Below are 23158 nucleotides of genomic sequence, written 5' to 3'. Positions count from 1 at the left end.
CCCGACATGATCGCAAGACGACTCCTCATTGCCCTATCGCCTTTCGCCGTGGCGCTCGCAAGCTGCGGTAATGCCGCCACAGGGGAAAAGGGGGCCGGCACAACCCCGGCCGCTGCCGGCGACCAGGCGCCCTTCAAGATCGATGCCGTCGCCTCCTTCGAAGAGCCCTGGGCCATGGCCGTGGACGCGGGTACAGGAACCATCTTCGTCACCGAACGAAAGGGCGCGATCCGCTTTCGCACCCCTGATGGCCGTTTGGGCGAGGTTACCGGTATTCCCACAGTCGATTACGGCGGCCAAGGAGGTCTGGGAGACTTCGTCTTCGCTCCCGGGCAGACGGGCACCACGCTTGATCGCCGAACGGTCTACCTGAGCTGGGCAGAAGCGGGATCCGGTGATACACGTGGCGCGGCAGTCGGTCGGGCAGACCTCGTTTGCGAGGCACCGACGCAGTGTTCCCTCAATAACCTGAAGGTCATCTGGCGCCAGACACCGAAGGTCACGGGGCGTGGCCATTACTCGCATCGCCTCGCCTTCTCTCCCGACGGGCGGTATCTGTTCGTGGCATCGGGCGATCGCCAGAAGATGACCCCGGCACAGGATCTCGGCACCACGCTGGGCAAGATCGTGCGGCTGTTGCCGGACGGCACGCCGGCTCCCGGCAACCCCTTCGCCGACAAGCCTGCGCCCACAAACGAGATCTGGTCGTATGGCCACCGCAACATTCTTGGCCTTGCCTTCGATCCTGAAGGACGTCTTTGGGATCTTGAGCACGGACCTGCGGGGGGTGACGAACTGAACCTGGTCAAGCCGGCCGCCAACTACGGCTGGCCCCTCGTATCCGACGGCGATCATTACGACGGGCGGGCAATCCCGCGCAACTCGACGCGACCGGATCTTGCCCGACCGGCGATCACCTGGAACCCCGTCATCGCTCCCGGCGACTTCATCTTCTACACCGGCAACATGTTCCCGGCATGGAAGGGGCAGGCGCTGATCACCGGTCTGGTTGCGACCGGACTGGTGCGTGTCTCGATCCGCGGAGACAAGGCACAGGAGGAAGCGCGCTATCCGCTCTCGAACCGTATCCGCGAGATCCGCCAGGGCGAAGATGGCGCGATCTGGCTCCTTGAGGATGGAGAGAGTCCTGAAAGCGGCCGGCTCCTCCGGCTTACGGCGGCGCGCTGATTATCCGATTTGAATCGACAAACGGGCGCGCCGCTCCTATCGCGCGCCCGCAATGTCCCAGACCGACTTCGAAGCCGCCACCATCATTCCTCTCGATAATGTCGACCCGGCGCTTGTTGAAGCGCTGCTGGACTCGGCGTTCGAACCGGAAAGACGTACGCGCACCGCCTACAAGGTGCGTGAAGGCGTGGAATGCCTTGGAGGCCTCAGCTTCGCTGCGCTCGACGCCCAGGACATGCTGGTGGGAACCATCCAGTGCTGGCCGGTCGCGCTGACGACCCCTGAAGGCCGGGCTCATCCGATGATCATGGTAGGACCCGTCGCCGTTCTTCCGGGGCATCAGGGGATGGGCTACGGCAAGGCGCTCATGTCCGCCAGCATGGCCGGGATCGACGATCGCGCGCCCCTGCCCCAGGTCATGATCGGTGATCCCGCGTACTACGGGCGCTTTTGGGGTTTCTCCAACGCAGGCACCGCCGGGTGGGATCTGCCGGGGCCGTTCGAACGTCACCGTCTGCTTGTCCGCTGCCCTAATGCCGCCGTGCTGCCGGAGCATGGCATGCTCGGTCCCTGGGTGCGATAATCGCTCCACATTTGGCCTTGGTTCTTGGACCTTGGCGCAGAAGCACCTATCTGGCATCGCGAAACGATGCCCTACGATCCACCTCCCGACCTTGCCCCGCTGAGCCTTGCTGACATTGCCGACCTTGTCGCGGCCCGCAGGCTGCCGCCCGTGGCAGAGTGGTCTCCCGAGGCAGAGGGTGACAGCGAGATGCGCATTGCGGCGGACGGCCGCTGGTATCATCAGGGCGGAGAAATCCGACGGCCTGCCATGGTCCGGGCGTTCGCCTCTCTGCTAACCTGTGATGCGGAGGGGCAGCACTGGCTGGTCACTCCGACGCAACGGCTCACCATCGAGGTGGAAGATGCGGCTTTCATGGCGATCGACATGAAGCAGGAGAAGGACGCCCTCGCGTTTCGACTGAACACCGATGAGCTTGTGATTGCCGGGCCGGACCACCCCATCGTCGCCGAGGGGGACCCTGACACTCCCGCGCTGTACATAGGCGTGCGGAACGGCACGCGTGCTCGACTCGATCGCAGCACCTATGCCCAACTCGCTGAAATCGCCATTGATAATGTCGACCTTACTGTTCAGAGCATGGGCCTGCGTTTCGCGTTGGTTCCTGCATGAGCGCTTTGCTAGGAGGGATAAGGCGGCGCTTCGAGATCGGCCATGCCGCAGCGCCACAACGCCTCTGGAGCGATCCACGCATCCACGACATCACCAGCTTCACGCCTGCGGCAGTGCTGATAGCGATTACGGACAGCGACCGCCCGGGTATCCTGCTGCTGCACAGGCCATCCACGATGCGCGCACATCCCGGCCAGATCGCCTTCCCAGGTGGTCGCATCGATCCGGGGGAAAACGCCGTCGAGGCCGCTCTTCGAGAAGCCAACGAGGAGCTTGGCATCCGCGCGCAGGATGTCCGGGTGATCGGCACCAGCGACCTCTATCGTACCGGCAGCGGCTATGAGATCACTCCCGTTCTGGCGGTGGTGCCGGCCGACCTCGCGATCTATCCCAACCCGTCAGAAGTGGCCCAATGGTTCGAAGCGCCAGCCGACTTCGTTCTCGACCCCGTGAATCAGGCCACGCGCACCATCGAGTATGAAGGGCGCCAGCACAGCTTCATTGAGATCATCTGGAACGATGGCCGGCAGGATCACGTGATCTGGGGCGTCACCGGAGCTATTCTCCATAACCTTGCGTACAGGCTTAAGTGGCACGAGCGCTGATCGCGCGCTCCTTGCCCTGCCGGACGCGATCCATTCCAAGGCACCGACCAATGACACGCCTAGAAGCTCCCTGGATGCACCGCGAGGACCTCGCCGCCCTAATGCAAGCGCTGGGGCACGACGCCGCTCGCTATGTCGGTGGGGCGGTGCGCGACACCCTGCTGGGTCTTCCCGTCAAGGACATTGACGTTGCCACCACCCTTGTGCCCGCAGAAGTCATCAATCGCCTTGGTGCTGCCGGAATCCGACATGTTCCCACCGGGATCGATCATGGCACCGTGACTGCCGTCTTGCCGGAAGGGCCGGTGGAGATCACGACCTTGCGGCAGGATGTCTCGACCGACGGACGCAGGGCGACGGTGGCCTTCACGGACGAATGGCGCGACGATGCCGCCCGCCGGGACTTCACGATCAACGCCCTTTTCGCCGACCCGGGGACTGGCGAAATCTTCGACTGGTTCAACGGCCTTGGCGACCTCAACATGCGTCTTGTCCGTTTCATAGGGGACGCCCGGCAGCGCATCCGGGAGGATCATCTGCGCATCCTGCGGTACTTCCGGTTCCAGGCCCGGTTCGGCTCCGTACCTGCGGATGCCGAGGCGGAAAGCGCCTGCGCTGAACTGGCTGCCACGCTCAAGGGCTTGTCGCGCGAACGCGTGGGAATGGAGATGATGAACATCCTCGGCCTCGCCGATCCGGCGCCTACCTTGCGCCGCATGGCGGAGTTGGGTGTTCTCGCTGTTATCCTTCCCGAAGCGGACACGGCTGCGTTGAGCGCGCTGATTGCCGAAGAGGAGAAACAAGGAATCGCGCCCGACGCCATCCGGCACCTCGCCGCACTGCTGCCCTCGCAGGTCTCGCTCGCCGAGAACGTAGCGGCGCGCTTCCGCCTGTCCACGTCACAGAAAAAGCGGCTTTCCCTTGCCGCTGCGCGAAGCGCCTCTCCGGGTGATGCCCGGGCACTCGCGTATCGCCTGGGGCGAGAGCCGGCGATTGACCGCCTCCTGATCGCCGGTGCCGACGTTTCGCCGGTCACCGGATGGGACATTCCTCAGATGCCGCTGAAAGGCGGACAGATCGTTGCGCGCGGGGTCAGTGCCGGCCCGGCCGTCGCTCGTATCCTGCGCGAGGTGGAAGACAGATGGATCCTAGAAGGCTTCCCTGAAAGTTCTCGGGTGGAGGCGCTGCTGGACACGATCCTGTCGGAGCACGCCGAATGACCCGATCGCCCCCCGGGGGGCCATGCTCGATCGTGGTCGTCGACCTTAATTTAAAGCCGCGCTGGAGCACCTGCTCCGCGCTGGAAGGGCCTGTATGGACATCGCCCAGATCCTGAACTTCCTGGCAGGTCAGCCGCTTCTTGCCCTCGGCTTGGCAAGCATCTTCGTCAGCATCCTTGGCGGGTGGCTCCGCCGGCCCCTTCCGCTGCTGGGGGGATTTCTACGCGCGGTCGGCAACCTGGGGCTCTTCGGTGCGATGCTGCTGACGATCGCCCAGGTGACGCGGCTGACGACCGGCATGGATTTTTCGCTGCCGCAACTCGGCATCGAGCGGCAAACCGTCGAGGGCGGGGAGACGCGGGTACCCATGCAGCCCGACGGCCACTTCTGGATCAAGGCCACCGTGAACGGTGTGCAGCGCAACTTTCTGGTCGATACCGGTGCGACGCTCACCGCGATATCACCGGGAACAGCTCAGGAGGCTGGCCTTGAAGAGAACAATCTCAACCGTTCGGTTCTCATGCGCACAGCCAACGGCACCGTCGAAGCAAAACTTGCCGTGATTGACGAACTGCGCATGGGCAATGTCGTCGCCCGGAAGGTGGACGCCGTCGTCGCGCCGGGCCTGGGCGACGCAAACGTGATCGGCATGAACCTGCTCTCACGCCTCGCGAGCTGGCGGGTCGAGGGCAGGACCCTGATCCTCGTCCCTCATCACCCGCAAGCTGTCGACGAAGGCTGAACGGGTCAGCTCTGGAACTTGTTGTCGCGAGGGAAGCCAACCGGCGGAAGTCGGCCCGCCGCGCCGCGAGCCACCTTCCAGAGCTGCATGTCCTTTTCCGTCCGGGTACGGCCGCTTTCACCGCCCATGGTCCAGGACAATCCCTCCTCCAGCTTGAGCGTAATCGCATCCGCCATGCCGCCGTCCCGGTAGCGCTGCAACGTGACGCCCTGCCCTTTGCTCATGACAGGAAGCTCCTCGAGGCTGAAGATCACCAGCTTCCGGTTCTCACCCATAACCGCCACATGATCGTGTTCAGCGGGAATCTCGCGAACCACGGCAAGGCTGACGCCCGGCTTCGTGGACATGACGCTACGCCCCTTGCGCGTTTCCGCCAGCAGTTCGTCCGCTTCCGCCGCAAACCCGCGACCAATGCTCGAGACAAGCAGGAGCTGGGCTTTAGGCCGATACGGGAACGCTGCCACGACGTGCGCCTCGGCGTCGATGTCCACCATCGTGCGGATCGGCTCTCCGAACCCGCGGGCGCCAGGCAGCTTGTCCGCTCCGATCGTGTAGAAGCGCCCGTTGTCGAGCGCGATCAAGATCTTGTCGGTCGTCTGCGCGTGGAAGGCAAAAGCCGGGCCGTCGCCCTCCTTGAACTTGAAATCGCCATCGAGAGGCACATGCCCGCGCGCAGCCCTGATCCAGCCACGTTGCGAGAGGATCACCGTGACGGGCTCCTTCTCGATCATGGCGTCGAGGCTGAACTCGACCGTCCTCGCCGCCTGTGCAATGGTCGTGCGGCGGCGTCCCAGCTCCGTATCCTCCGCGTAGTCCTTGCGCAGAGCGCCAAGATCGCGCTTGATACGAGTGCGCTGGCGAGCCGGGCTTTCCAACAGCTTTGTCAGGTCGTCCTGCTCCTTCAGCAGGGCTTCGTGCTCACGGCGAAGTTCCATCTCCTCAAGGCGGCGCAAGCTGCGCAGGCGCATGTTGAGGATCGCTTCAGCCTGCCGGTCAGTCAGTTCGAATTCCGCGATCATCACGGGCTTAGGCTCATCCTCGGTACGGATGATCTCGATGATGCGGTCCAGATTGAGGTACGCGATGATGTACCCGGCGACCAGCTCAAGCCTTGCGGCGATCTTGTCGAGCCGGTGACGGGTCCGTCGCAGCAGGATGTCGATCTGGCTGTACACCCACTCCGACAGCAACAGCTTGAGGCCGAGAACGCCCGGAGTTCGATGTGAATCCAGTACGTTCAGGTTCAGACTGAAGCGGGTTTCGAGCTCGGTCAGCTTATAAAGGCTTTGCTTCAGCAGTTCCGGATCGACGTTACGGCTCTTGGGCACGAGGACAATGCGGATCTCCTCGTCACTTTCGTCCCGAACGTCTTCAAGGATGGGGAGCTTGCGATCGCCGATCAGCGCGGCGATCTGCTCGATCAGCTTGCCCTTGGGCAGCATGTAGGGAATTTCGCTGATAATCAGCTGCCATTGCCCTCCGCCGAGCTTCTCGACCCCGGTTTCCTCCCAGCTGCCATCGGGATTGCGGCCTGTGGAGAACCGGCCGCGAACACGGAATGCGCCCTTGCCCGTCTCGTAGGCGTGACTGATCGCTTCGGGGCTGTCCACGACCAGACCGCCCGTTGCGAAGTCCGGCCCCCTGAACACCTCCATGAGCTGGCTGTGCTCGGCCTGCGGATTGTCAATCAGCAACAAGGTGGCGTCGACTATCTCGGCAACATTGTGGCTGGGGATGGATGTCGCCATACCAACAGCGATACCCGTCGCACCATTGGCGAGCAGGTTGGGGAAGAGGCCCGGAAAAATTTCCGGCTCGGCCTCCTCGCCGTTGTAGGTCGGGATGAAGTCGACCGTGCCTTCATCCAGCCCGGCCATCAGCTGGATCGCGGTCTTGGTCAGGCGCGCTTCGGTGTAGCGGTAGGCCGCAGCGTTGTCGCCGTCGATGTTACCGAAGTTGCCCTGGCCCTCGACCAGCGGGTACCGCAGCGAGAAGTCCTGCGCGAGACGCACCATCGCGTCATAGACCGACGCATCGCCATGCGGGTGATACTTACCGATGACGTCGCCCACCACGCGAGCGGACTTCTTGTAGGCGCTGGCAGGGTCAAGCTTGAGCTGGCGCATCGCCCAGAGAAGGCGCCGATGAACCGGCTTCAGGCCATCGCGAAGGTCGGGCAGAGAGCGTGCCGTGATCGTGGACAGCGCATAAACCAGATAGCGCTCCGACAACGCGGCATCGAACGGCGCGTCGATAATGGCGTCAAACGGATCGGCTTCTTCGTTGGTCGTGGTCACCATGGTCCGGAGACCCTAGCAGCGCCCTGTCCCCCGCCAAAGCACAATCCAGCCGTTTTCCATAGGTTGCCTTGCGCGCTGCGCCGGTCCCGCCGTGCGACAACGAGGCGGGAAGCGAGGAACTGCGCGGAGCCTCGCGGTCTTTCATGAACAGTATCACAGCGAACAGGAGGTCTGCATTGGCCCGCGTACTCATCATGGCCACGGACGGCTTCGAACAATCCGAACTCACCGGCCCCCGCGACGCGCTGAACGGAGCCGGCGTCGAAACAATCATCGCGAGCCCGGAAGGCGGCTCGATCAAGGGCTGGAAGGATGGAGACTGGGGCGAAAGCGTGTCGGTCGACCGCAGACTTGACGAGGTCGGCCCAGACGAGTTCGACGCGCTGGTCCTGCCGGGAGGCCAAATCAACCCGGACAAGCTGCGCATGAATGAAAGGGCTGTCGAAATCGTGCGCGCCTTCGCGGGAGCGAAAAAGCCCGTTGCGGCGATCTGCCACGGACCCTGGCTGCTTGCCGAGGCCGGTCTTGTCGAAGGTAAGACGGTGACCAGTTGGCCGTCCATCCGCACTGACCTGCGGAATGCAGGTGCTCAGGTCGTGGACAAGGAAGTCGTGGTGGACGGCAATCTCATCACCAGCCGCAACCCGGACGACATTCCGGCCTTTTCGAACGCCGTCATCGAGGCGGTCACCGGTCGAAAAGCGGCCTGAACCGGCGCGCCGGCGCGATCCTCGTCCCGCAGACCAGTAATATCACCCGATCTGCATATCGCGCGAGACACCCGGTATCCGGATAGCGATTCCGCTCAACGCGTCAGTGAGTTCGATCTGGCAGGAGAGCCGGCTGGTACGCGTCACTCCAGCGGCGAGGTCAAGCATGTCTTCCTCGTCGTCGGAGGCCGGCTCGAGCCTATCGAACCAGTCAGGCGAGACGATCACATGGCATGTGGAGCAGGCCATCTGGCCTTCGCATGTTCCTTCAAGAGGCATGCCTGCATCCTGCGCCACTTCCAGAAGGCGCGAGCCGGGTTCAGCTTGAGCCGTCACCCGGGAACCATCGGTATTCACAAACAGGACGTCAACCAAGTCACACTCCCTGCGCCGCAGCAGCGGCTTCTATTCTGGCGCAGGCATCCTCTATTTCCCGAATGTCACTATATCGTCCAAATCCGAGACGGATAGAGCTTTTGGCTTCGGCGTCCGTGAGGCCGATGGCGCGCAGCACGTGACTGGGCCGGCCGGATCCGCTGGCACAGGCCGATCCCGCAGAGAAGGCTACGTCCCGCAGATCCGACATCAGCCGCGCCACGTCGAGGCCGTCCAGTCGCAGATTGAGGTTGCCACGCCAGCGCTCCGTGGCCGACCCGTTGAGCGTCCAGCGGGCAAGGATTGCCCTGGCGCGCTGCCAGAGGCAATCCACATGCGCGGCGTCCTCGGCCATCCGCCTCTTCGCTAAGGCCGCTGCGGCGCCGAAACCTGCGCAGAGCATCGGGCTGAGGGTGCCCGAACGCAGCCCCCCCTCCTGCCCGCCGCCGCGGATCAGCGGGGCAAGATGAAGGCCCTGTCTGATCCACAAGGCTCCGATGCCCTTCGGTCCGTAGAGCTTGTGCGCACTGATGGCGATCAAGTCGGCATCGCGCGGCGCCGCCATCTTCCCCGCGCCTTGCACGGCATCGCACAGAAACAGGGCGCCGCCTGCTCGACACCGGGCCGCAACCTGCTCCACCGGCTGAATGGTGCCGATCTCGTTGTTGACCTGCATCACCGCAACAAGACCCGCTTCGGTTACGGCTAGCTGGTCTGGCGATATAACCCCATCGCGACCGACCGGTATAAAGGTACAGGGCGCTTCCAGCGATCGCGCGGTGTCCAGAATCGCCGCGTGCTCGACAGCGGAGGCGATCACGTGCCGGGCTCCGCTGCCCCGTATGGCGAGGTTGATTGCCTCCGTCGCGCCGGATGTGAAGATCACCGTGCCCCCGGGCGGCAACAGGGAAGCCACTTGCGCCCGGGCGACCTCCACGGCTGCGGCGGCCGCGCGGCCCGGGCGGTGGGAACTATGAGGATTGGCAAAGCCGGGAGCTTCGGGACCGCTCAGCCACGGCAGCATCGCATCCCGGGCTTCGGGAGCGAGCGGCGTAGTGGCCTGATAGTCGAGATAGATCATGCGTTCACGTCGGCCCAGGCTGCCGCGAACGCGTCCAGATCAGCGGGTGACGTGTTCCACCCGATCGACACGCGCACCGCTCGGCGGGAGATGTCCGGATCCACGCCGAAGCCTTGCAGCACCCGGCTCTGCTTGAGCGTTCCGGATGAGCAGGCGCTTCCCGCGGAGATCGCAAAACCTCGCGCGTCCATCCGGATCAGCATCGCCGTGGCGGAAAGGCGTGGGGAAACCAGCGCGATGATGTGCGAGCAGGGCTTTCCCGGCTGAAGCACTTCCCCCCTCGCCTGAAGCTTGTGCCTGAACGCCTCTCTCTCGTCAGCGCTCGTACTCCAACTGGAAGGGCCTCCCTTTTCCAGAGCAGCCACGAAGGCGAGCGCGCCGGGCAGGTTCTCGGTCCCGGCGCGATAGCCTCGCTCCTGCCCGCCTGTGGGCTCCAGCATACCGAAATCCCGCACCAGCAGCGCACCAATGCCGACCGGTCCGCCGAGCTTGTGAGCGGAGAGAACAATCATGTCTGCCTCTGGCAACGCATGTTTTCCCGCCGACTGGGAGCAATCCGCAAGGAACATCCCTCCGGCTTCACGCACCCGCTGCGCAAGGGAAGCGTCTTGGGGCGAATGGAGGATCGTTCCCGTTTCCGAGTTGATCGACTGCACCGCCACCACTGCGCGCCCTTGTCGACCCAAGGCTTGCGCCAGCGCAGCCTCGTCGATGGCACCGTCGCTGACCAGAAGCCGCTCGGCATCCGGCGCGGCGCGGAAGACCGCGTCATGCTCCACGGACGAAACCACCCGTCGATCCACTCTTGCGTGACCGAGACCGATCGCCAGCGCCTCGGAGGCCCCTGACGTGAAAATGACCTCTCCTTCCCAGGACAGGGCTGCCTTGAAACGAGCCCGGGCGTCCTCAAGCGCGGCACGGGCCGCGCGTCCCGCCGCGTGAGGGCTGGAGGGGTTTGCCCAGATCGCGGCCCCTTCAAGCCAGGCGTCGCGTGCGGCGGGAAGCATCGGCGTCGTCGCCGCATGGTCAAGATAGATGTTAGGAACGGCCATTACCTGCGAAGTTGTCTTTGAGACTAAGATTTCTATATAGCGAACCGTCTCTTTTTCCACTCCCGCGACGGATGGCGGCCTTTGCGCCGCTTCCGGACGGCGGGAGTTTCAACAGGTCAGGCCGCAAACAGACATGCCCGCAGTCATTTTTCCCGGTCCCGAAGGTCGTCTCGAAGGTCGTTTTCAGCCTGCAACGCGCCCGCGCGCACCGGTGGCAATGATCCTTCACCCGCACCCGCAAGCGGGCGGCACCATGAACGACCGCATCACGCAGCATCTGTACAAGACCTTCGTGAACCGCGGCTTCGCCACGCTGCGCTTCAACTTCCGCGGCGTGGGGCGTAGCCAGGGCAGCTTCGACAACGGCATCGGTGAACTCTCGGACGCTGCAGCCGCACTTGACTGGGTGCAGTCCATCCACCCCGAAGCGTCGACGACCTGGATCGCCGGCTATTCATTCGGCGCGCTGATTGGCATGCAGTTGCTCATGCGCCGCCCCGAAATTCGCGGCTTCATTTCCGTGGCACCGCCGGCCAACATGTACGACTTCAGCTTCCTCGCCCCCTGCCCGGCATCCGGCATCATCATCCAGGGCACCGGTGATACCGTCGTAACGCCGAACGCCGTGCAGAAGCTGGTGGACAAGCTGCGGACGCAGAAGCACATCACCATCCATCACGACGAGATCCCCCGCGCCAATCACTTCTTCGAGCATGAAACGGATGACCTGATGCGCTCGGTCGACAATTACCTCGATATGCGGCTCGCGCCGGACTGCCCGATCAAGTAATCCGGGCTGCACCTGTGAAATGCAGACAGGCGTCGGAGCTCACTCCGGCGCCTGTTCCTTTTTGACCTCGCCGGACAGAGTGGTGCCCTGCGGCGTCGGCAAGGTCCAGATGACCACGTTGGCAACCATGATTGCCGCCAGGATGAGCATCAGCACCGCCTGCCGCGTATACCCGCCACGCCGAAACAGCGCTATCGCTCCGAGCAGGAGGGCGACGACGGTGAGAACAAGAAGGGAGAGCGCGATGTCCATGCGCCATTCATTAGCGCAGCGTGCGATGGTTTGACAGGTGCGGACGCCAAGGCCATCGTCCGGCCATGATCGATACACCCTTCACCCTTTCGCGCCGTTCGGCTCTCAGCCTCCTTCTGGCTGGCACCGCCACCCTAGCCGCCCCTGTTCGCGCTCTTGCAGCCTCGCAGGAAGGCGGCGCTGCAGCCTTGCTGGACAAGATCGCCTGGGACATGCTCCAACATGTGCCGGAGAGCGCCACGGGCCTTGGCGTCGACGTCGGAGAACACGCCGCTCTTCGCGCACGGCTTGAGGATCGCTCCAGGTCCGGCCGCGAGGCTTATGCCGCAACCCTGCGGCAGGCGCTGGCCAGCGTCGATGCTGTGGACGCCACGGGCCTGGATCACTCAACCCGAACAAGCCTGGCGGTGGTGAAGAGCGCGTTTGGTACAGCGCTGGAAGGGTTTGCCCTGCCGTACGGCGATGTCGCGGTGGGAGGTTGGCGCAACACGCCTTATGTCGTCATACAGAACGTGGGCGCCTACATCGACACGCCCCGCCTGCTCGATGCCGAGCACCCGGTCCGCAATCCCGGCGATGCCGATGCCTGGATCTCTCGGCTCAGCCAGTTTGCGCCACAACTGGAAGGCGAGCGCACCCGTGTGGAGGAAGCAGCCGCGAAGGGCCTTGTGCCACCGGACTTCCTTCTTGATCGCGCCATCGCCCAGATGACGAGCACGATCGCCGACGCCCGCAACGAAGGGGGCAGCCTCGTCATCTCCATCACGGGCAAGACGAAGGAAATGGGAAGCCGGTGGGGGGCGGACGCCAAGCGGATCGTGGCAGGCGACGTCGTCCCGGCGCTGGAGCGTCAACTCGCGGAATTGCAGCGGGAGAGATCGATGGCCCGCAGCGATCCCGGAATGCGTGAGAGGCCGCATGGCAGCGAGTTCTACGCCTGGGCATTGCGCGCCAGCACCACCACGACGCTGTCGGCAGACGAGGTCCACCAGCGCGGACTTCAGGAACTCGCCGATCTTCATGCCCGTATGGAACCGATCCTCAGGTCACTGGGCTACACACAGGGTTCCGTTGGGGAGCGAATGGCCGCCCTCGGCGATGACAAGCGGTTCATGTTCGCGGAAGGGGATCCGGGGCGCGCTGAAATCTTCGCATTCATCCAGAAGCGCGTGGACTGGATCCGCCAGCAGATGCCGCGTGCTTTTCGCCAGGTCGTCCCCGGGAATCTGGAGGTCCGCCGCCTGCCGCTGTCGGAGGAACCCGGCGCGCCGACCGCCTATGGCGGCGCCGGATCCAAGGACGGTTCGATCCCCGGTAAGATGTGGATCAATCTTCGCTCCACCAGCCTTCACCGCACGTATGACCTGCCGACACTGGTTCACCACGAAGCTATTCCGGGTCACGTCTGGCAGGGCGAATACGCCAATCGCCTGCCGCTCATCCGCTCATTGCTCGCTTTCAACGCCTATTCCGAAGGCTGGGCGCTCTATGGGGAGCAGCTTGCCGACGAACTCGGTGCGTATGACGATGATCCCGTCGGCCGGCTCGGCTATCTCCAATCGCTCGCCTTCCGGGCCTGCCGCATGGTCGTTGACACCGGCCTTCACGCGAAAGGCTGGACGCGAGAGCAAGCCGTCCGCTTCTTCATGGAGAAGAACGGCAACAAGCAGGAGGAAGTCGTCAACGAGGTGGACCGCTACTGTTCCTGGCCGGGCCAGGCCTGCGGCTACAAAATGGGCCATTCCCAGATCGTGGCGCAAAGAACGCGCGCGATGCAGGCGCTGGGCAAATCCTACGACCTGCGCGACTACAATCAGGCTGTCGTCGATGGAGGCAACGTGCCGCTTGACGTGCTTGCCCGGAACGTGAGCGAATACATCGCCGCTCGGAAGGTATGAGCGTAACGGGCGCCCCGGACGGAGCCGGGGCGCCCGGGGCTCAGCTCTTTCCGGATAGCCCTCTGGCCATACCCGCAAGATCATCGATCACGCTGCCATCGCCGTCCTTATCGAAGAGGCGCGCCACCCGTGCAGGATCGGCGGCGACGGCAGCAGCGAACTGACCGAGCGATCCTTCGCCGCCGATCTGTGCAATGATCTCCTTCACGGTGTCGAGATCGAGACCACTGCGCTCCGCAGCCAGTTCAGCCGTATCTCCGTCCTGCTGATGCGCGATGCTCAAGGCAGCGATGGCCTTTTCCGCGACAAGGGGATCAAGCCCCATCTTGTTCGCCAAGTTGCCCACGTCTGAGTGATTGCTGACTTTTTCAAGAATACCGTCGAACAGTCCCATTCGCTTCACTCCGTTTGCAAGGCCATTATGCTCCCCCAAGCCCCTATTTGGGAAGGCGTGGCAGAGACGCCACGCGCCAGCATGAGGTCTTTATGAAAAAGGCCCCGGAACCGAGGTTCCGGGGCCTTTCGCATGATGCGATTGATCGCTTACGCAGCGACCGGAGCGGCCTTGCGAACGCCCTCGTCGACGTGCTCTTCGAACTGAGCGAAGTTGTCGATGAACTGCTTGACCAGGGTCTGTGCCGTCTTGTCGTACTCGGCTCCGTCGGCCCATGCGCCGCGCGGGTCCAGCAGCTTGCTGTCAACGCCCGGCACCGCGACGGGCACTTCGAAGCCAAAGTTCGGATCTTCCTTGAACTCGGCCGCATTCAGGCTGCCGTCAAGGGCGGCATTGAGCAGAGCGCGCGTCGCCTTGATCGGCATGCGCTTGATGCCTTCCATGGTGGCCATGCCGCCGGACCAGCCGGTGTTCACGAGCCAGCACTTCACGCCGCCCTTCGCGATCCGCTCCTTCAGGAGGTTGCCGTAGACCGAAGGGTGACGCGGCATGAAAGGTGCGCCGAAGCAAGTGGAGAAGGTCGCTTCCGGTTCGGTCACGCCAATTTCCGTACCTGCCACGCGAGCCGTGTAGCCCGAGAGGAAGTGGTACATCGCCTGATCGGGCGTAAGGCGGGCGATCGGAGGCAGCACGCCGTAGGCGTCGGCAGTGAGGAAGATGATGTTCTGCGGCACCGGCCCGAGGTTCTTCTCCGAGCAGTTCGGGATGAAGTCGATGGGATAGGAGCCGCGGCTGTTTTCAGCCAGCGAGTTGTCATCGAGGTCGATCTTGCGGGTCACCGGATCGATGACCACGTTCTCCAGCACCGTGCCGAAACGCTTGGTGGTGGCGTAGATCTCCGGCTCGGCCTCTTCCGAGAGGCGGATCATCTTCGCGTAGCAACCGCCTTCGAAGTTGAAGACTGCCGTGTCCGACCATCCATGCTCGTCGTCGCCGATCAGGGTTCGCGACGCATCGGCGGACAAAGTGGTCTTGCCGGTGCCGGACAGGCCGAAGAACACGGCGGTGTCACCGTCCGGTCCGATATTGGCCGAACAGTGCATCGGCATCACGCCCTTGGCGGGAAGCAGATAGTTGAGGATGCCGAAGACTGACTTCTTCATCTCCCCGGCGTAGGCAGTACCGCCAATCAGGATCAGCTTCTCCGTGAAGTTGACCGCGATCACCGTTTCGCTGCGCGAACCGTGACGCGCCGGATCGGCACGGAAGCTCGGCAGGTCGATGATGGTGTATTCCGGTTCGAACCCGTCCAGCTCGTCGGCGGTCGGGCGGACCAGCAGCGTGCGGATGAACAGGTTGTGCCAGGCGAACTCGTTGATGACGCGAACGTTTACGCGGTGCTCAGGCTGTGAACCACCGAAGAGGTCCGCCACGTAGAGCTTGTCCTTGGTGCCAAGCGCCGCGAGGAAATCCTCCTTGAGGGCAGCGAAATGCTCCGGAGTCATCGGAACATTGGTCTTGCCCCACCACACGGTGTTCTCCGTTTCGGCATCCTTGACAATGAACTTGTCTTTTGCCGAACGTCCCGTGTGTTTGCCGGTGGCGACCACGAAGGGGCCGTCTGCCGAAAGCATGCCCTCCCCATTCTTCACGGCCTGCTCGACCAGGGGACCGGTGCCGAGGTTCGCGAAGATCTGCGCCTTCGTCTCTATGCCCTGTTTATCGAGCGGATAGCCAAGGGTGGTCAATGTCATCTCCTCCAAAAGATGGCGTTTCTGCGGATGTTCCGCGAACGCAAAGCCGATTCCTGCGCAAGAATCGTTCCGCCGATAGGCCGGGCTTTCTTTTCCGTCAAATCGACGACAAATGGAACATACAAGGGTTATACCTCTCCATAATTAATCCTCGCGGGGCTGAATTGCCATGGCCGTGCAATACGGCTAGTCAAAAGCGCTCATGCAGGAAGAGAGCCTCGCCTCAGCAGCCATGGCCGACGCCGCCACTCAGAAGTACACGGCTGATGCCCGCCCGCAGACGATCGCCCTCGTCGATGACGATCGCAACATACTCGCAACCCTGTCGATCGGCCTCCACGCAGAAGGTTTCGCCACGCGTGTCTATGCCGATGGGGAGACGGCGCTGAAGGCATTGCTCGAAAATCCGCCCGATCTTGCCATCTTCGACATCAAGATGCCTCGCATGGATGGCCTCGAATTGTTGAAGGCTCTACGGGCGCAATCGAGGCTGCCGGTCATCTTCCTGACGTCCAAGGACGAAGAGCCGGATGAAGCGCTCGGCCTGGCGATGGGAGCAGACGATTACATTGCTAAGCCCTTCAGCCAACGCCTTCTGATTGCACGAATCCGGGCCATTCTGCGGCGCAGCGAGCTTGCCAGGGCTCCCCTGGAAGACGCTGCCGCCTCCGACGTGCCGGATCCCATCGCACGTGGCCGGCTGACCCTGGATCCGGCCCGGCACCAGGTGTCCTGGGACGGCAAGGCCGTTTCCCTGACGGTGACCGAGTTCCTGATACTCGAAGCCCTCGCCGTCAGGCCGGGCGTGGTGAAAAGCCGCAACCAACTGATGGACGCGGCCTACAGTGAAGACGTCTATGTTGATGACCGCACCATCGACAGCCACATAAAGCGGCTGCGCCGGAAGTTCCGCGCCGTGGACGCCGAATTTTCCGCCATCGATACGCTGTACGGCGCGGGCTACTCATTTGCCGATGGATGAGCGGCCTTTCTCCGCTGGAAGGCTTCCCGTGCGACTGGCCATGCCCTGGCGGGTATCGCTCACCGTCCGAATCCTCGCGGTAAACATCATCGCCCTGGCTCTCTTGGCGGGCAGCCTCTTCTACATCGACAGCTATCGGAACGAACTGCTGGCGGAGCGCTATCGCCTGGCCGAATCCGAAGTTGAGATAACGGCTATCGCCCTCGCCCATGAACCTTTGGCCGACCGCCTCGCCATGCTCGTTCGCATCGGCGCAGATCAGCGACTGCGACTGCGCCTGTTCGATCGCGACGGCAAACTGGTAGGCGACAGCTTCGCGCTGGCGGCCCCGTCCTATCGTCTTATCGACCCAGCCTCCGAGCCATGGCTGCAGGATGCGGCGAGGCTACTTGATAGCGGCATGGACTTCCTGCTGGGTACCCCGCCCATTCCGGCCTATCGCGATCCCACAGACACGCGATCGAGAGCCTGGCCGGAAATCGCCGCCGCTCTTGAGCACCAACGAACCTGGATCAGCCACAAGGCCGCGCCCGACCGCACGCCAGTCATCATCGCCGCCACCCCTGTCGGAATGGAAGGCGAGGCACTGCTTGCCACCCGAAATGCCCGCGACATCACCGAGAATGTACGCATGGCCCGCCAGACCCTCGCCATCATCGTTGGCGGTGCCTTGGCGGTATCGATCCTGCTTTCGCTTTTCCTGGCCCGTACGATCGTCGAGCCCCTGCGCAAACTCGTGCGGGCTGCCGTGCGCGTGCGGCTCGGCCGTGATCGCAGCGTGATCGTGCCGCGCCTTCCCGCCAGACGGGACGAAATCGGTCTGCTCGCCCGTGCAATCTCGGACATGAGTGGTGCCCTGCGACAGAGAATCGACGCGGTGGAGAGCTTCGCCGCCGACGTCGCTCACGAACTGAAAAACCCGCTCACCAGCCTGCGCAGCGCTCTGGAGACACTCGAGCGGGTGGAGGATCCGAACTTGCAGCAGCAACTCGTCGGCATCGCGAAAGACGACGTACGGCGTATCGACTTCCTTGTCACCGAGATCGCGGACGCCAGCCGGATTGACGCCCAGCTCAGTCGCACCACCTTCGAGCCCGTCGACATGGGGCGCCTCGTTCGCGCGCTCGTCGCGGAGCGGGAACAGCGGGGCGTCAACGGCACTTGCCCGATCACCATCGTGCAGGAGAACACGCGAACTCAAGGCGGCGCTTTGACCGTGCCCGGTGATGCGGCACGGTTGGAGCGGGTGCTTCAGAACCTGCTCGACAACGCGGTCTCCTTCTCACCGCCGAAGGGGCCGATCGAGATCACCCTTTCGCAAACCGACAAGCGCGTGAACATCGCCGTGGTCGATCATGGTCCCGGCATTCCCAGCGCCGCGAGGGAGCGCGTATTCGAGCGCTTTCACTCGCTTCGCCCCTCCCGCGAGGAGTTCGGGACTCACAGCGGTCTCGGCCTCGCGATTGCACGCACGATAGTGGAGGCCCATTTCGGCCGACTGCAGGCCACCGACAGGCTTGATGGTGCCCCGGGCGCCCGCTTGCTCATCTCCCTTCCCCTGTGGGAGACGGCACCATGACGCCTTTTCCGAGGCAATCGACCTGCGTTGCGATAGCGGGGCGAGCGATCCTGATCGAAGGCCCGCCGGGCGTCGGCAAGTCGAGCCTGGCCCTTGCGCTGATGGACCGTGGTGCGCGCTTGATCGGCGACGACTCCATACTGCTGGCCTGCAGTGAGGGAACGCTGGTGGCCAGTCCCCATCCTTCGACGAAGGGGCTGCTGGAGGTGCGCAACCTGGGCATCCTTCCCTTCCCTTGCCTGGACCAAGCTCCTGTCGCAATCGTCCTTGAGCTACAGCCATCCGCTCCTCGCTATGTCGAAGGACCGGGACGATCGGCCATTGCCGGTGTTTACCTGCCATTCCTCAGCCTGCACCCTGAGAGTCTCATCCTGCCGCTGAAGGCCGAACTGGCCCTGGCCCATTATGGCCTGCCGTTTCCGGAGAGAATGGCGGGCTAAGCCGTTGCCCCCCTTTCCTTTCCGCACGGCAAGGCGCAGATAAGAGTGATGGGGAACGAAGCAGACGATCGGCGGGAAAGGCAGCGGGTGCTGCTGGTCACCGGTATGTTGGGCGCCGGCAAGACGACTGCCTTGCGCGTGCTCGAGGATCTCGGCTGGGAGATCGTCGACAACTTCCCTATCCGCATGCTCGATGCCCTTGTCGAAGGCACCCCGGCCGGAGACAAGACTCCGCTCGCGATCGGGTTTGACTCGCGCACGCGCGGCTTCGATCCCGAGCGGATCATCGCTCAGGTAAAGGCTCTGGGCGACAGAAGCGGCATCGAACTGACGACGCTCTTCCTCGATTGCTCCAGCAAGGAACTGGAACGGCGCTACAATGAAACGCGCCGACGCCACGCCCTCGCCGCCGGAAGCCCGGTCGGCAGCGGCATTCGCGCCGAGCGCGAATTGCTGGCCCCATTGCGGCGCTGGGCGGACCTTTTGCTGGACACGACCGACTTCACGACGAACGATCTGCAGCGTGCCATGCGCGAACGCTTCGCGGACGGGACTTCGGATGCCCTCACGCTCACGGTATCCAGTTTCGGATTCTCCCGCGGGATGCCGCCGATCGCCGATCTCGTGTTTGACATGCGTTTCCTCGACAATCCGCACTGGGATCCGGTGTTGCGTCCGCAAACAGGTCAGGACCCGGCCGTCGGCGCGTACATCCAGAAGGATCCCGCCTGGGACGAGGCCTACACGCGCATTCGCGATCTCCTCCTGATGCTGCTTCCTCGGTATCAGACGCAGGGCAAGGCCTATGTGCACGTCGCGTTTGGCTGTACCGGAGGGAGACACCGCTCCGTATTCACCGCTGAGCGGATTGCAGCGGCCTTGCGTCACGCAGGATTTTCGCCCACATTGCTGCATCGCAACCTGGGCTCGCGGGCGGCCGATCTTCTCGAAGGAGGTCTCCGGCGTGAGAAATAGAGAGACGATCCGGGGGCGATCGCAGGATTTTCGGAGCGCATTCCCGGCATGATCGGTATGATTCTGGTTACTCACGGCAATCTCGCCGAGGAGTTTGTACACGCGATGGAACACGTCGTCGGTGACCAAGCCGACGTGGAAACTGTATGCATTGGCCCGAACGACGATATGGAGCGCCGCCGCTCGGAAATTGCCGATGCCATCCTCAAGGTCGATAGCGGCGAAGGCGTCATCATCCTCACCGACCTGTTCGGCGGGACCCCGTCCAATCTTGCCATTTCGCTCATGCAGGCCGGCAAGGTCGAAGTGATTGCGGGCATCAATCTACCCATGTTGATTCGTCTGGCAAAAGCACGGGGCTGCATGCCGGTTCGCGAAGCGATCTCGGCCGCCCGCGATGCGGGCCGCAACTATATCACCGTGGCCAGTGAGTACCTGGGGCAGGATGCATGATTGACTGCCGGGAAGCGGTTCGTATCGTCAACAAGCGCGGCCTTCATGCCCGGGCGAGCGCGAAATTCGTGAGTCATGTCTCGGATCTGCCGGGGACCGTTTCCGTAACCGTCAGCAAGGATGGCATGTCCGCCGCCGGGGGGTCCATCCTTGGCTTGATGATGCTCGGTGCGGCCAAAGGCGATACTATCGAGATCGCCTGCTCTGGCGATGGAGCCAATGACGCTCTTTCGACGTTGACCACCCTCGTGCGTGACGGCTTCGGCGAAGAGTGAACGGTTTTCCTTCACCGGACGGCTCGACGCGCCGCACGATCACCGGCTTCTCCAATCCCTTGGTCAAGTTTCTCCGTTCGCTGAGGGACAAGAAGCACCGTAAGCGGGAACGGCGCTTTCTGGCTGAAGGCCTGCGTCTGCTGACGGACGCGCGAGAGTGTGGTGTCGTTCCCGAAATGCTGGTCATGGCGATCGGCCGCGATCCTCATCCCCTGCTTGATGCTCTTGAGCAGGCCGTCGCAGCTGCCGGCGGCGAGATCGTGGAGATGGACGTGGATATCCTTGCCAAAGTGACGGGCAAGGACAATCCGCAGGCCGTCGCCGGCGTCTTCGCTGAGTTCGACACCCGACTGTCCAACCTGGACCGGACCGCCTCGCCGATCTGGCTTGTTGCACAAGCCCTGCGCGATCCGGGCAACCTCGGCACGATGTTGCGGACGGGGGATGCAGTCGGCGCCGGAGGTCTGATCCTCCTCGATGACTGCGCCGATCCCTTTTCGGTCGAGGCGGTACGCGCCAGCATGGGCGCGATCTTCACGCAGCGCCTGGCCGTGGCGCGATGGGACGAGTTCCAGGCCTGGCTACGTGAAGGCACAGGCCAGCTTGTTGCGGCGTCGCTGCGTGATCCTACGGATTACCGGCGGGCCCACTACACCGCGCCCTGCTTCCTCATGGTCGGGAACGAGTCACAGGGCTTGCCGAGCGCCTACGAAGAAGCCTGCGACCTTCGCGTCACGATACCGATGCTTGGTCGTGCCGACAGCCTCAATGCCGCCGTCGCAGGCGCAGTCCTTGCCTACGAGGCTCTGGCGCACTTGCGCCCAGCTTAGTCCCGTTCATCCACCCCTCAGCCGGCAGCGTCTATGGGCGGGAAGTCATGCAACGACTCGCCCCTCTCCTCCTTTGGGCCCTGCTCGCAACTGGGTGCTCGGACACTGGCGAGCATTCCATCAGCAGCCATCGCGGCCCCGCGTCCGAATCCCTGGCGAGCGGAACCTGGCATTTTGTACGCATAGATGGGGAGCGTCCCGCCTCGAAGGCGGCGCGGCTTTCCTTCGAAGGCCCGGACATCGTGGTCCATGCGGGCTGCAATCGGTTCGAAGGGCCTTGGCGCCTGGAGCAGAATCGCCTGCTGGCCGGCCCGTTTGCACAAAGCGACGCGCCCTGTTCAAAGACTTCCTGGGAGCAGGGCAATGCGTTGGGCGCCCTGCTGGTCGCGGCACCCACAGTCACCGCAGAAGGTAGCCGGATCGTCCTCCGCTCCAGCGGACATACAGCTGAACTGGTGCGTGTCGACTGACCACACGATCAGCCGACATCTTCCGCCGTAACGCCTTCGATCTGCCGTGGTGCGTCCGCGAAACGCGGTGACACTTCGATCGAAGCGACATCATCCGAAATTGTACGCTTGCCGATCTTGATGTGCTTTTCACCGAGGCGTCGGCCGCGGCTCATCACGTTGGTTTCGTAGGTGCGCGCGAAGTCGTTGAAGCTGTTGACCGCGCGACCAAGATGCACGCCCACCTTACCGAGATCCTCCTGCGTCTTGGCAAGGCTGTCGTAGAGGTCCGAACCGAGCTTTCCGATCTCTCGTGCTTCCCGTGCCAACCCCTCCTGCTGCCAGACCTGCGCGATGGTTCGGGCGATCGCGACCAAGTTGGTTGGGCTGGCAAGAAGCACCTTGCGGTCGAATGCGAAGTCCCAGAGCCCTGAATCGTGATCAAGGGCGGCGGCGATGAAATGTTCGCCGGGCACGAACATGATCACGTAATCCGGAGCATTCTCAAACTGACTCTGATAGCTCTTTGCGCCCAGAGCTTGAATGTGATTGCGCATTGATGTCGCGTGCTGGGTCAGGAAAGCCGTGCGCGCAGCCTCGTCCTCGGCCTCGAACGCATCCTGGTAGGCGTTGAGCGACACCTTCGCGTCGATCACCAGTTGCTTGTTGCCCGGCACCCTGACGATGGCGTCCGGACGAAGGCGCCCCTCTTCGGTGTTGATCGATTGCTCGGTCTCGAAATCCGTGTGCTCGGTAAGTCCGCACTGTTCGAGCACGTTCTTCAGTTGCTGCTCACCCCACCGGCCGCGAGCCTTGGGAGCATTGCGCAAGGAATTGCCCAACCGCACCGCCTCGGCGCGCACCATCTCCTGGCCGACACGTAAAGCTTCGATCTGGCCGGTGAGTTGCCCGAAAGCGTCCACACGCTTCGCCTCAAGCGCCGAAACCTGTTCCTCATAGCTTTTCAGACGCTGCCCGACCGGTGCCAGAATAGCGCTAATGCGCTCCGCACTTGTTTTCTCGCTTTGCGCGAACCGTTCGCTGGCGCTCCGCAGGAAAGCCTCTTGCGCGCCTGCAAGCACCTTCGCGCCTGCATTTTCGAACTCCTTGCGCAGCCCTTCCTGTGCTTCCACCAAAAGACGCTTCTGCTCGTCGAAGTTTGCCGACTTTTCCCGAAGCGTGGCGAGTTCGTCCGACAGGGCCCGCTGTTCGCGCAGCAGGCCGTCAATGCGCCCCGCGTGCTCGACACGGGCCCTGTTCAGCAGGTCCGTAAGGTCGGTGCGAGTGCGCTCCACGGCGCAGGCGCCTTCGTGCCGCAGCCGTTCGGCCGCGGCTTCATGCTCGCGGCGAACGCGCTCCAGCGTCTGCTCCAAGGCGTCGACCCTGGCCGCACGCTCCCTCAGCGCCTCGACTTCGGCGAAGGCACGAAGATACTTCGCGTCACTTTCCCGTGCCTCGCGCTCTCGCGAAGCCGCCTGCGCTCGCCATTGTGCAGCGGGCCGGGCGCCGGCGAACCAGCCGCAGACAAGGCCAATGACGAGCGCGAAAATCGAGATCAGAAGAGCGTCCATGATTCCAGCCTAACCGGAACATTTCAAGAACGCCAGAGCGCCTTCGCG

The 23158-nt window shown here is 63.4% G+C and carries 25 protein-coding genes; 17 read left to right on the top strand and 8 right to left on the bottom strand.

Annotated features, from left to right (window positions below; genetic code table 11):
* Positions 1-6 precede the first annotated feature (6 nt).
* The 6 genes from C2R25_RS13240 (at position 7) to C2R25_RS13215 (ending at position 4950) form a co-directional block, all read left to right on the top strand.
* Positions 7-1188, top strand: a complete 1182-nt coding sequence (locus C2R25_RS13240; protein ID WP_103729663.1) for a PQQ-dependent sugar dehydrogenase — start codon at positions 7-9, stop codon at positions 1186-1188.
* A 52-nt stretch (positions 1189-1240) separates the two neighbouring features.
* A complete protein-coding gene (locus C2R25_RS13235) occupies positions 1241-1771 on the top strand; it encodes a GNAT family N-acetyltransferase (protein WP_103729662.1) in 531 nt (176 codons plus the stop codon).
* Between the two features lie 66 nt (positions 1772-1837).
* Positions 1838-2383, top strand: a complete 546-nt coding sequence (locus C2R25_RS13230; RefSeq protein WP_103729865.1) for a DUF1285 domain-containing protein — start codon at positions 1838-1840, stop codon at positions 2381-2383.
* Positions 2380-2988 (top strand): CoA pyrophosphatase, encoded by a 609-nt coding sequence (locus tag C2R25_RS13225; RefSeq protein WP_103729661.1) that lies wholly within the window; start codon positions 2380-2382, stop codon positions 2986-2988. Before C2R25_RS13230 ends, C2R25_RS13225 begins: the two co-directional genes overlap by 4 nt.
* A 50-nt stretch (positions 2989-3038) precedes the next feature.
* Positions 3039-4208: a CCA tRNA nucleotidyltransferase gene (locus C2R25_RS13220; protein WP_103729660.1), complete on the top strand. Its 1170-nt coding sequence runs from the start codon at positions 3039-3041 to the stop codon at positions 4206-4208.
* A gap of 94 nt (positions 4209-4302) precedes the next feature.
* Positions 4303-4950, top strand: a complete 648-nt coding sequence (locus C2R25_RS13215) for a TIGR02281 family clan AA aspartic protease (protein ID WP_103729659.1) — start codon at positions 4303-4305, stop codon at positions 4948-4950.
* A gap of 5 nt (positions 4951-4955) precedes the next feature.
* Here C2R25_RS13215 and parC read toward each other — a convergent pair whose 3' ends face one another.
* On the bottom strand, positions 4956-7250 hold the full coding sequence (gene parC / locus C2R25_RS13210) for a DNA topoisomerase IV subunit A (protein ID WP_103729658.1): 2295 nt from the start codon (positions 7248-7250) through the stop codon (positions 4956-4958).
* 176 nt (positions 7251-7426) lie between these two features.
* Between parC and C2R25_RS13205 the strand changes: the two genes are divergently transcribed.
* Positions 7427-7960: a type 1 glutamine amidotransferase domain-containing protein gene (locus C2R25_RS13205; protein ID WP_283405265.1), complete on the top strand. Its 534-nt coding sequence runs from the start codon at positions 7427-7429 to the stop codon at positions 7958-7960.
* Between the two features lie 42 nt (positions 7961-8002).
* Here C2R25_RS13205 and C2R25_RS13200 read toward each other — a convergent pair whose 3' ends face one another.
* The 3 genes from C2R25_RS13200 to C2R25_RS13190 are packed head-to-tail and all read right to left on the bottom strand — an operon-like array spanning position 8003 to position 10468.
* On the bottom strand, positions 8003-8335 hold the full coding sequence (locus C2R25_RS13200) for a 2Fe-2S iron-sulfur cluster-binding protein (protein ID WP_103729657.1): 333 nt from the start codon (positions 8333-8335) through the stop codon (positions 8003-8005).
* Position 8336: 1 nt separating this feature from the next.
* Positions 8337-9416 (bottom strand): cysteine desulfurase family protein, encoded by a 1080-nt coding sequence (locus C2R25_RS13195; protein ID WP_103729656.1) that lies wholly within the window; start codon positions 9414-9416, stop codon positions 8337-8339.
* Positions 9413-10468, bottom strand: coding sequence for a cysteine desulfurase family protein (locus C2R25_RS13190; RefSeq protein WP_103729655.1), 1056 nt, complete (start codon positions 10466-10468; stop codon positions 9413-9415). Before C2R25_RS13190 ends, C2R25_RS13195 begins: the two co-directional genes overlap by 4 nt.
* Before the next feature lie 133 nt (positions 10469-10601).
* On the opposite strand from C2R25_RS13190, the gene C2R25_RS13185 reads away from it, so the two are divergent.
* The gene (locus C2R25_RS13185; protein WP_103729654.1) at positions 10602-11258 is read left to right on the top strand and encodes an alpha/beta hydrolase; all 657 of its coding nucleotides are present in this window, start codon (positions 10602-10604) and stop codon (positions 11256-11258) included.
* Between the two features lie 39 nt (positions 11259-11297).
* Here the strand turns inward: C2R25_RS13185 and C2R25_RS13180 are convergent, their stop codons facing one another.
* A complete protein-coding gene (locus C2R25_RS13180; protein WP_103729653.1) occupies positions 11298-11510 on the bottom strand; it encodes a hypothetical protein in 213 nt (70 codons plus the stop codon).
* A 65-nt stretch (positions 11511-11575) separates the two neighbouring features.
* Here C2R25_RS13180 and C2R25_RS13175 point away from each other — a divergent pair, with 65 nt between their 5' ends.
* Positions 11576-13408 (top strand): DUF885 family protein, encoded by a 1833-nt coding sequence (locus C2R25_RS13175; RefSeq protein ID WP_103729652.1) that lies wholly within the window; start codon positions 11576-11578, stop codon positions 13406-13408.
* 40 nt (positions 13409-13448) lie between these two features.
* On the opposite strand, the gene C2R25_RS13170 is transcribed toward C2R25_RS13175, so the two are convergent.
* Positions 13449-13802: a hypothetical protein gene (locus C2R25_RS13170; RefSeq protein WP_103729651.1), complete on the bottom strand. Its 354-nt coding sequence runs from the start codon at positions 13800-13802 to the stop codon at positions 13449-13451.
* Positions 13803-13951: 149 nt separating this feature from the next.
* Positions 13952-15556 (bottom strand): phosphoenolpyruvate carboxykinase, encoded by a 1605-nt coding sequence (locus C2R25_RS13165; RefSeq protein WP_103729650.1) that lies wholly within the window; start codon positions 15554-15556, stop codon positions 13952-13954.
* A gap of 232 nt (positions 15557-15788) precedes the next feature.
* On the opposite strand from C2R25_RS13165, the gene C2R25_RS13160 reads away from it, so the two are divergent.
* The 8 genes from C2R25_RS13160 to C2R25_RS13125 are packed head-to-tail and all read left to right on the top strand — an operon-like array spanning position 15789 to position 21560.
* Positions 15789-16538, top strand: coding sequence for a response regulator transcription factor (locus C2R25_RS13160; protein WP_199183841.1), 750 nt, complete (start codon positions 15789-15791; stop codon positions 16536-16538).
* Positions 16531-18117: a stimulus-sensing domain-containing protein gene (locus C2R25_RS13155; RefSeq protein ID WP_103729648.1), complete on the top strand. Its 1587-nt coding sequence runs from the start codon at positions 16531-16533 to the stop codon at positions 18115-18117. The genes C2R25_RS13160 and C2R25_RS13155 overlap by 8 nt, the downstream gene beginning before the upstream one ends.
* The gene (locus C2R25_RS13150) at positions 18114-18557 is read left to right on the top strand and encodes an HPr kinase/phosphorylase (RefSeq protein WP_103729647.1); all 444 of its coding nucleotides are present in this window, start codon (positions 18114-18116) and stop codon (positions 18555-18557) included. The genes C2R25_RS13155 and C2R25_RS13150 overlap by 4 nt, the downstream gene beginning before the upstream one ends.
* Before the next feature lie 48 nt (positions 18558-18605).
* A complete protein-coding gene (rapZ, locus tag C2R25_RS13145) occupies positions 18606-19532 on the top strand; it encodes an RNase adapter RapZ (protein ID WP_103729646.1) in 927 nt (308 codons plus the stop codon).
* A gap of 48 nt (positions 19533-19580) precedes the next feature.
* Positions 19581-19985 (top strand): PTS sugar transporter subunit IIA, encoded by a 405-nt coding sequence (locus C2R25_RS13140; RefSeq protein WP_103729645.1) that lies wholly within the window; start codon positions 19581-19583, stop codon positions 19983-19985.
* Positions 19982-20260, top strand: coding sequence for an HPr family phosphocarrier protein (locus C2R25_RS13135; protein ID WP_103729644.1), 279 nt, complete (start codon positions 19982-19984; stop codon positions 20258-20260). The genes C2R25_RS13140 and C2R25_RS13135 overlap by 4 nt, the downstream gene beginning before the upstream one ends.
* Positions 20257-21090 carry an RNA methyltransferase gene (locus C2R25_RS13130; RefSeq protein ID WP_103729643.1) on the top strand — a complete coding sequence of 278 codons (834 nt, stop codon included), beginning with the start codon at positions 20257-20259 and terminating at the stop codon, positions 21088-21090. Before C2R25_RS13135 ends, C2R25_RS13130 begins: the two co-directional genes overlap by 4 nt.
* A gap of 47 nt (positions 21091-21137) precedes the next feature.
* Positions 21138-21560: an META domain-containing protein gene (locus C2R25_RS13125; RefSeq protein WP_103729642.1), complete on the top strand. Its 423-nt coding sequence runs from the start codon at positions 21138-21140 to the stop codon at positions 21558-21560.
* A gap of 8 nt (positions 21561-21568) precedes the next feature.
* On the opposite strand, the gene rmuC is transcribed toward C2R25_RS13125, so the two are convergent.
* Entirely contained in the window at positions 21569-23110 is a 1542-nt protein-coding gene (gene rmuC, locus C2R25_RS13120; protein ID WP_103729641.1) for a DNA recombination protein RmuC, read from the bottom strand.
* Positions 23111-23158 lie beyond the last annotated feature (48 nt).

The organism is Novosphingobium sp. HII-3 (genome assembly GCF_002916655.1).
GTDB classification, from domain to species: Bacteria; Pseudomonadota; Alphaproteobacteria; order Sphingomonadales; family Sphingomonadaceae; genus Novosphingobium; species Novosphingobium panipatense.
Note: the sequence above shows the minus strand (reverse complement) of the source record. Positions and strands in the feature narration are given on the sequence as shown.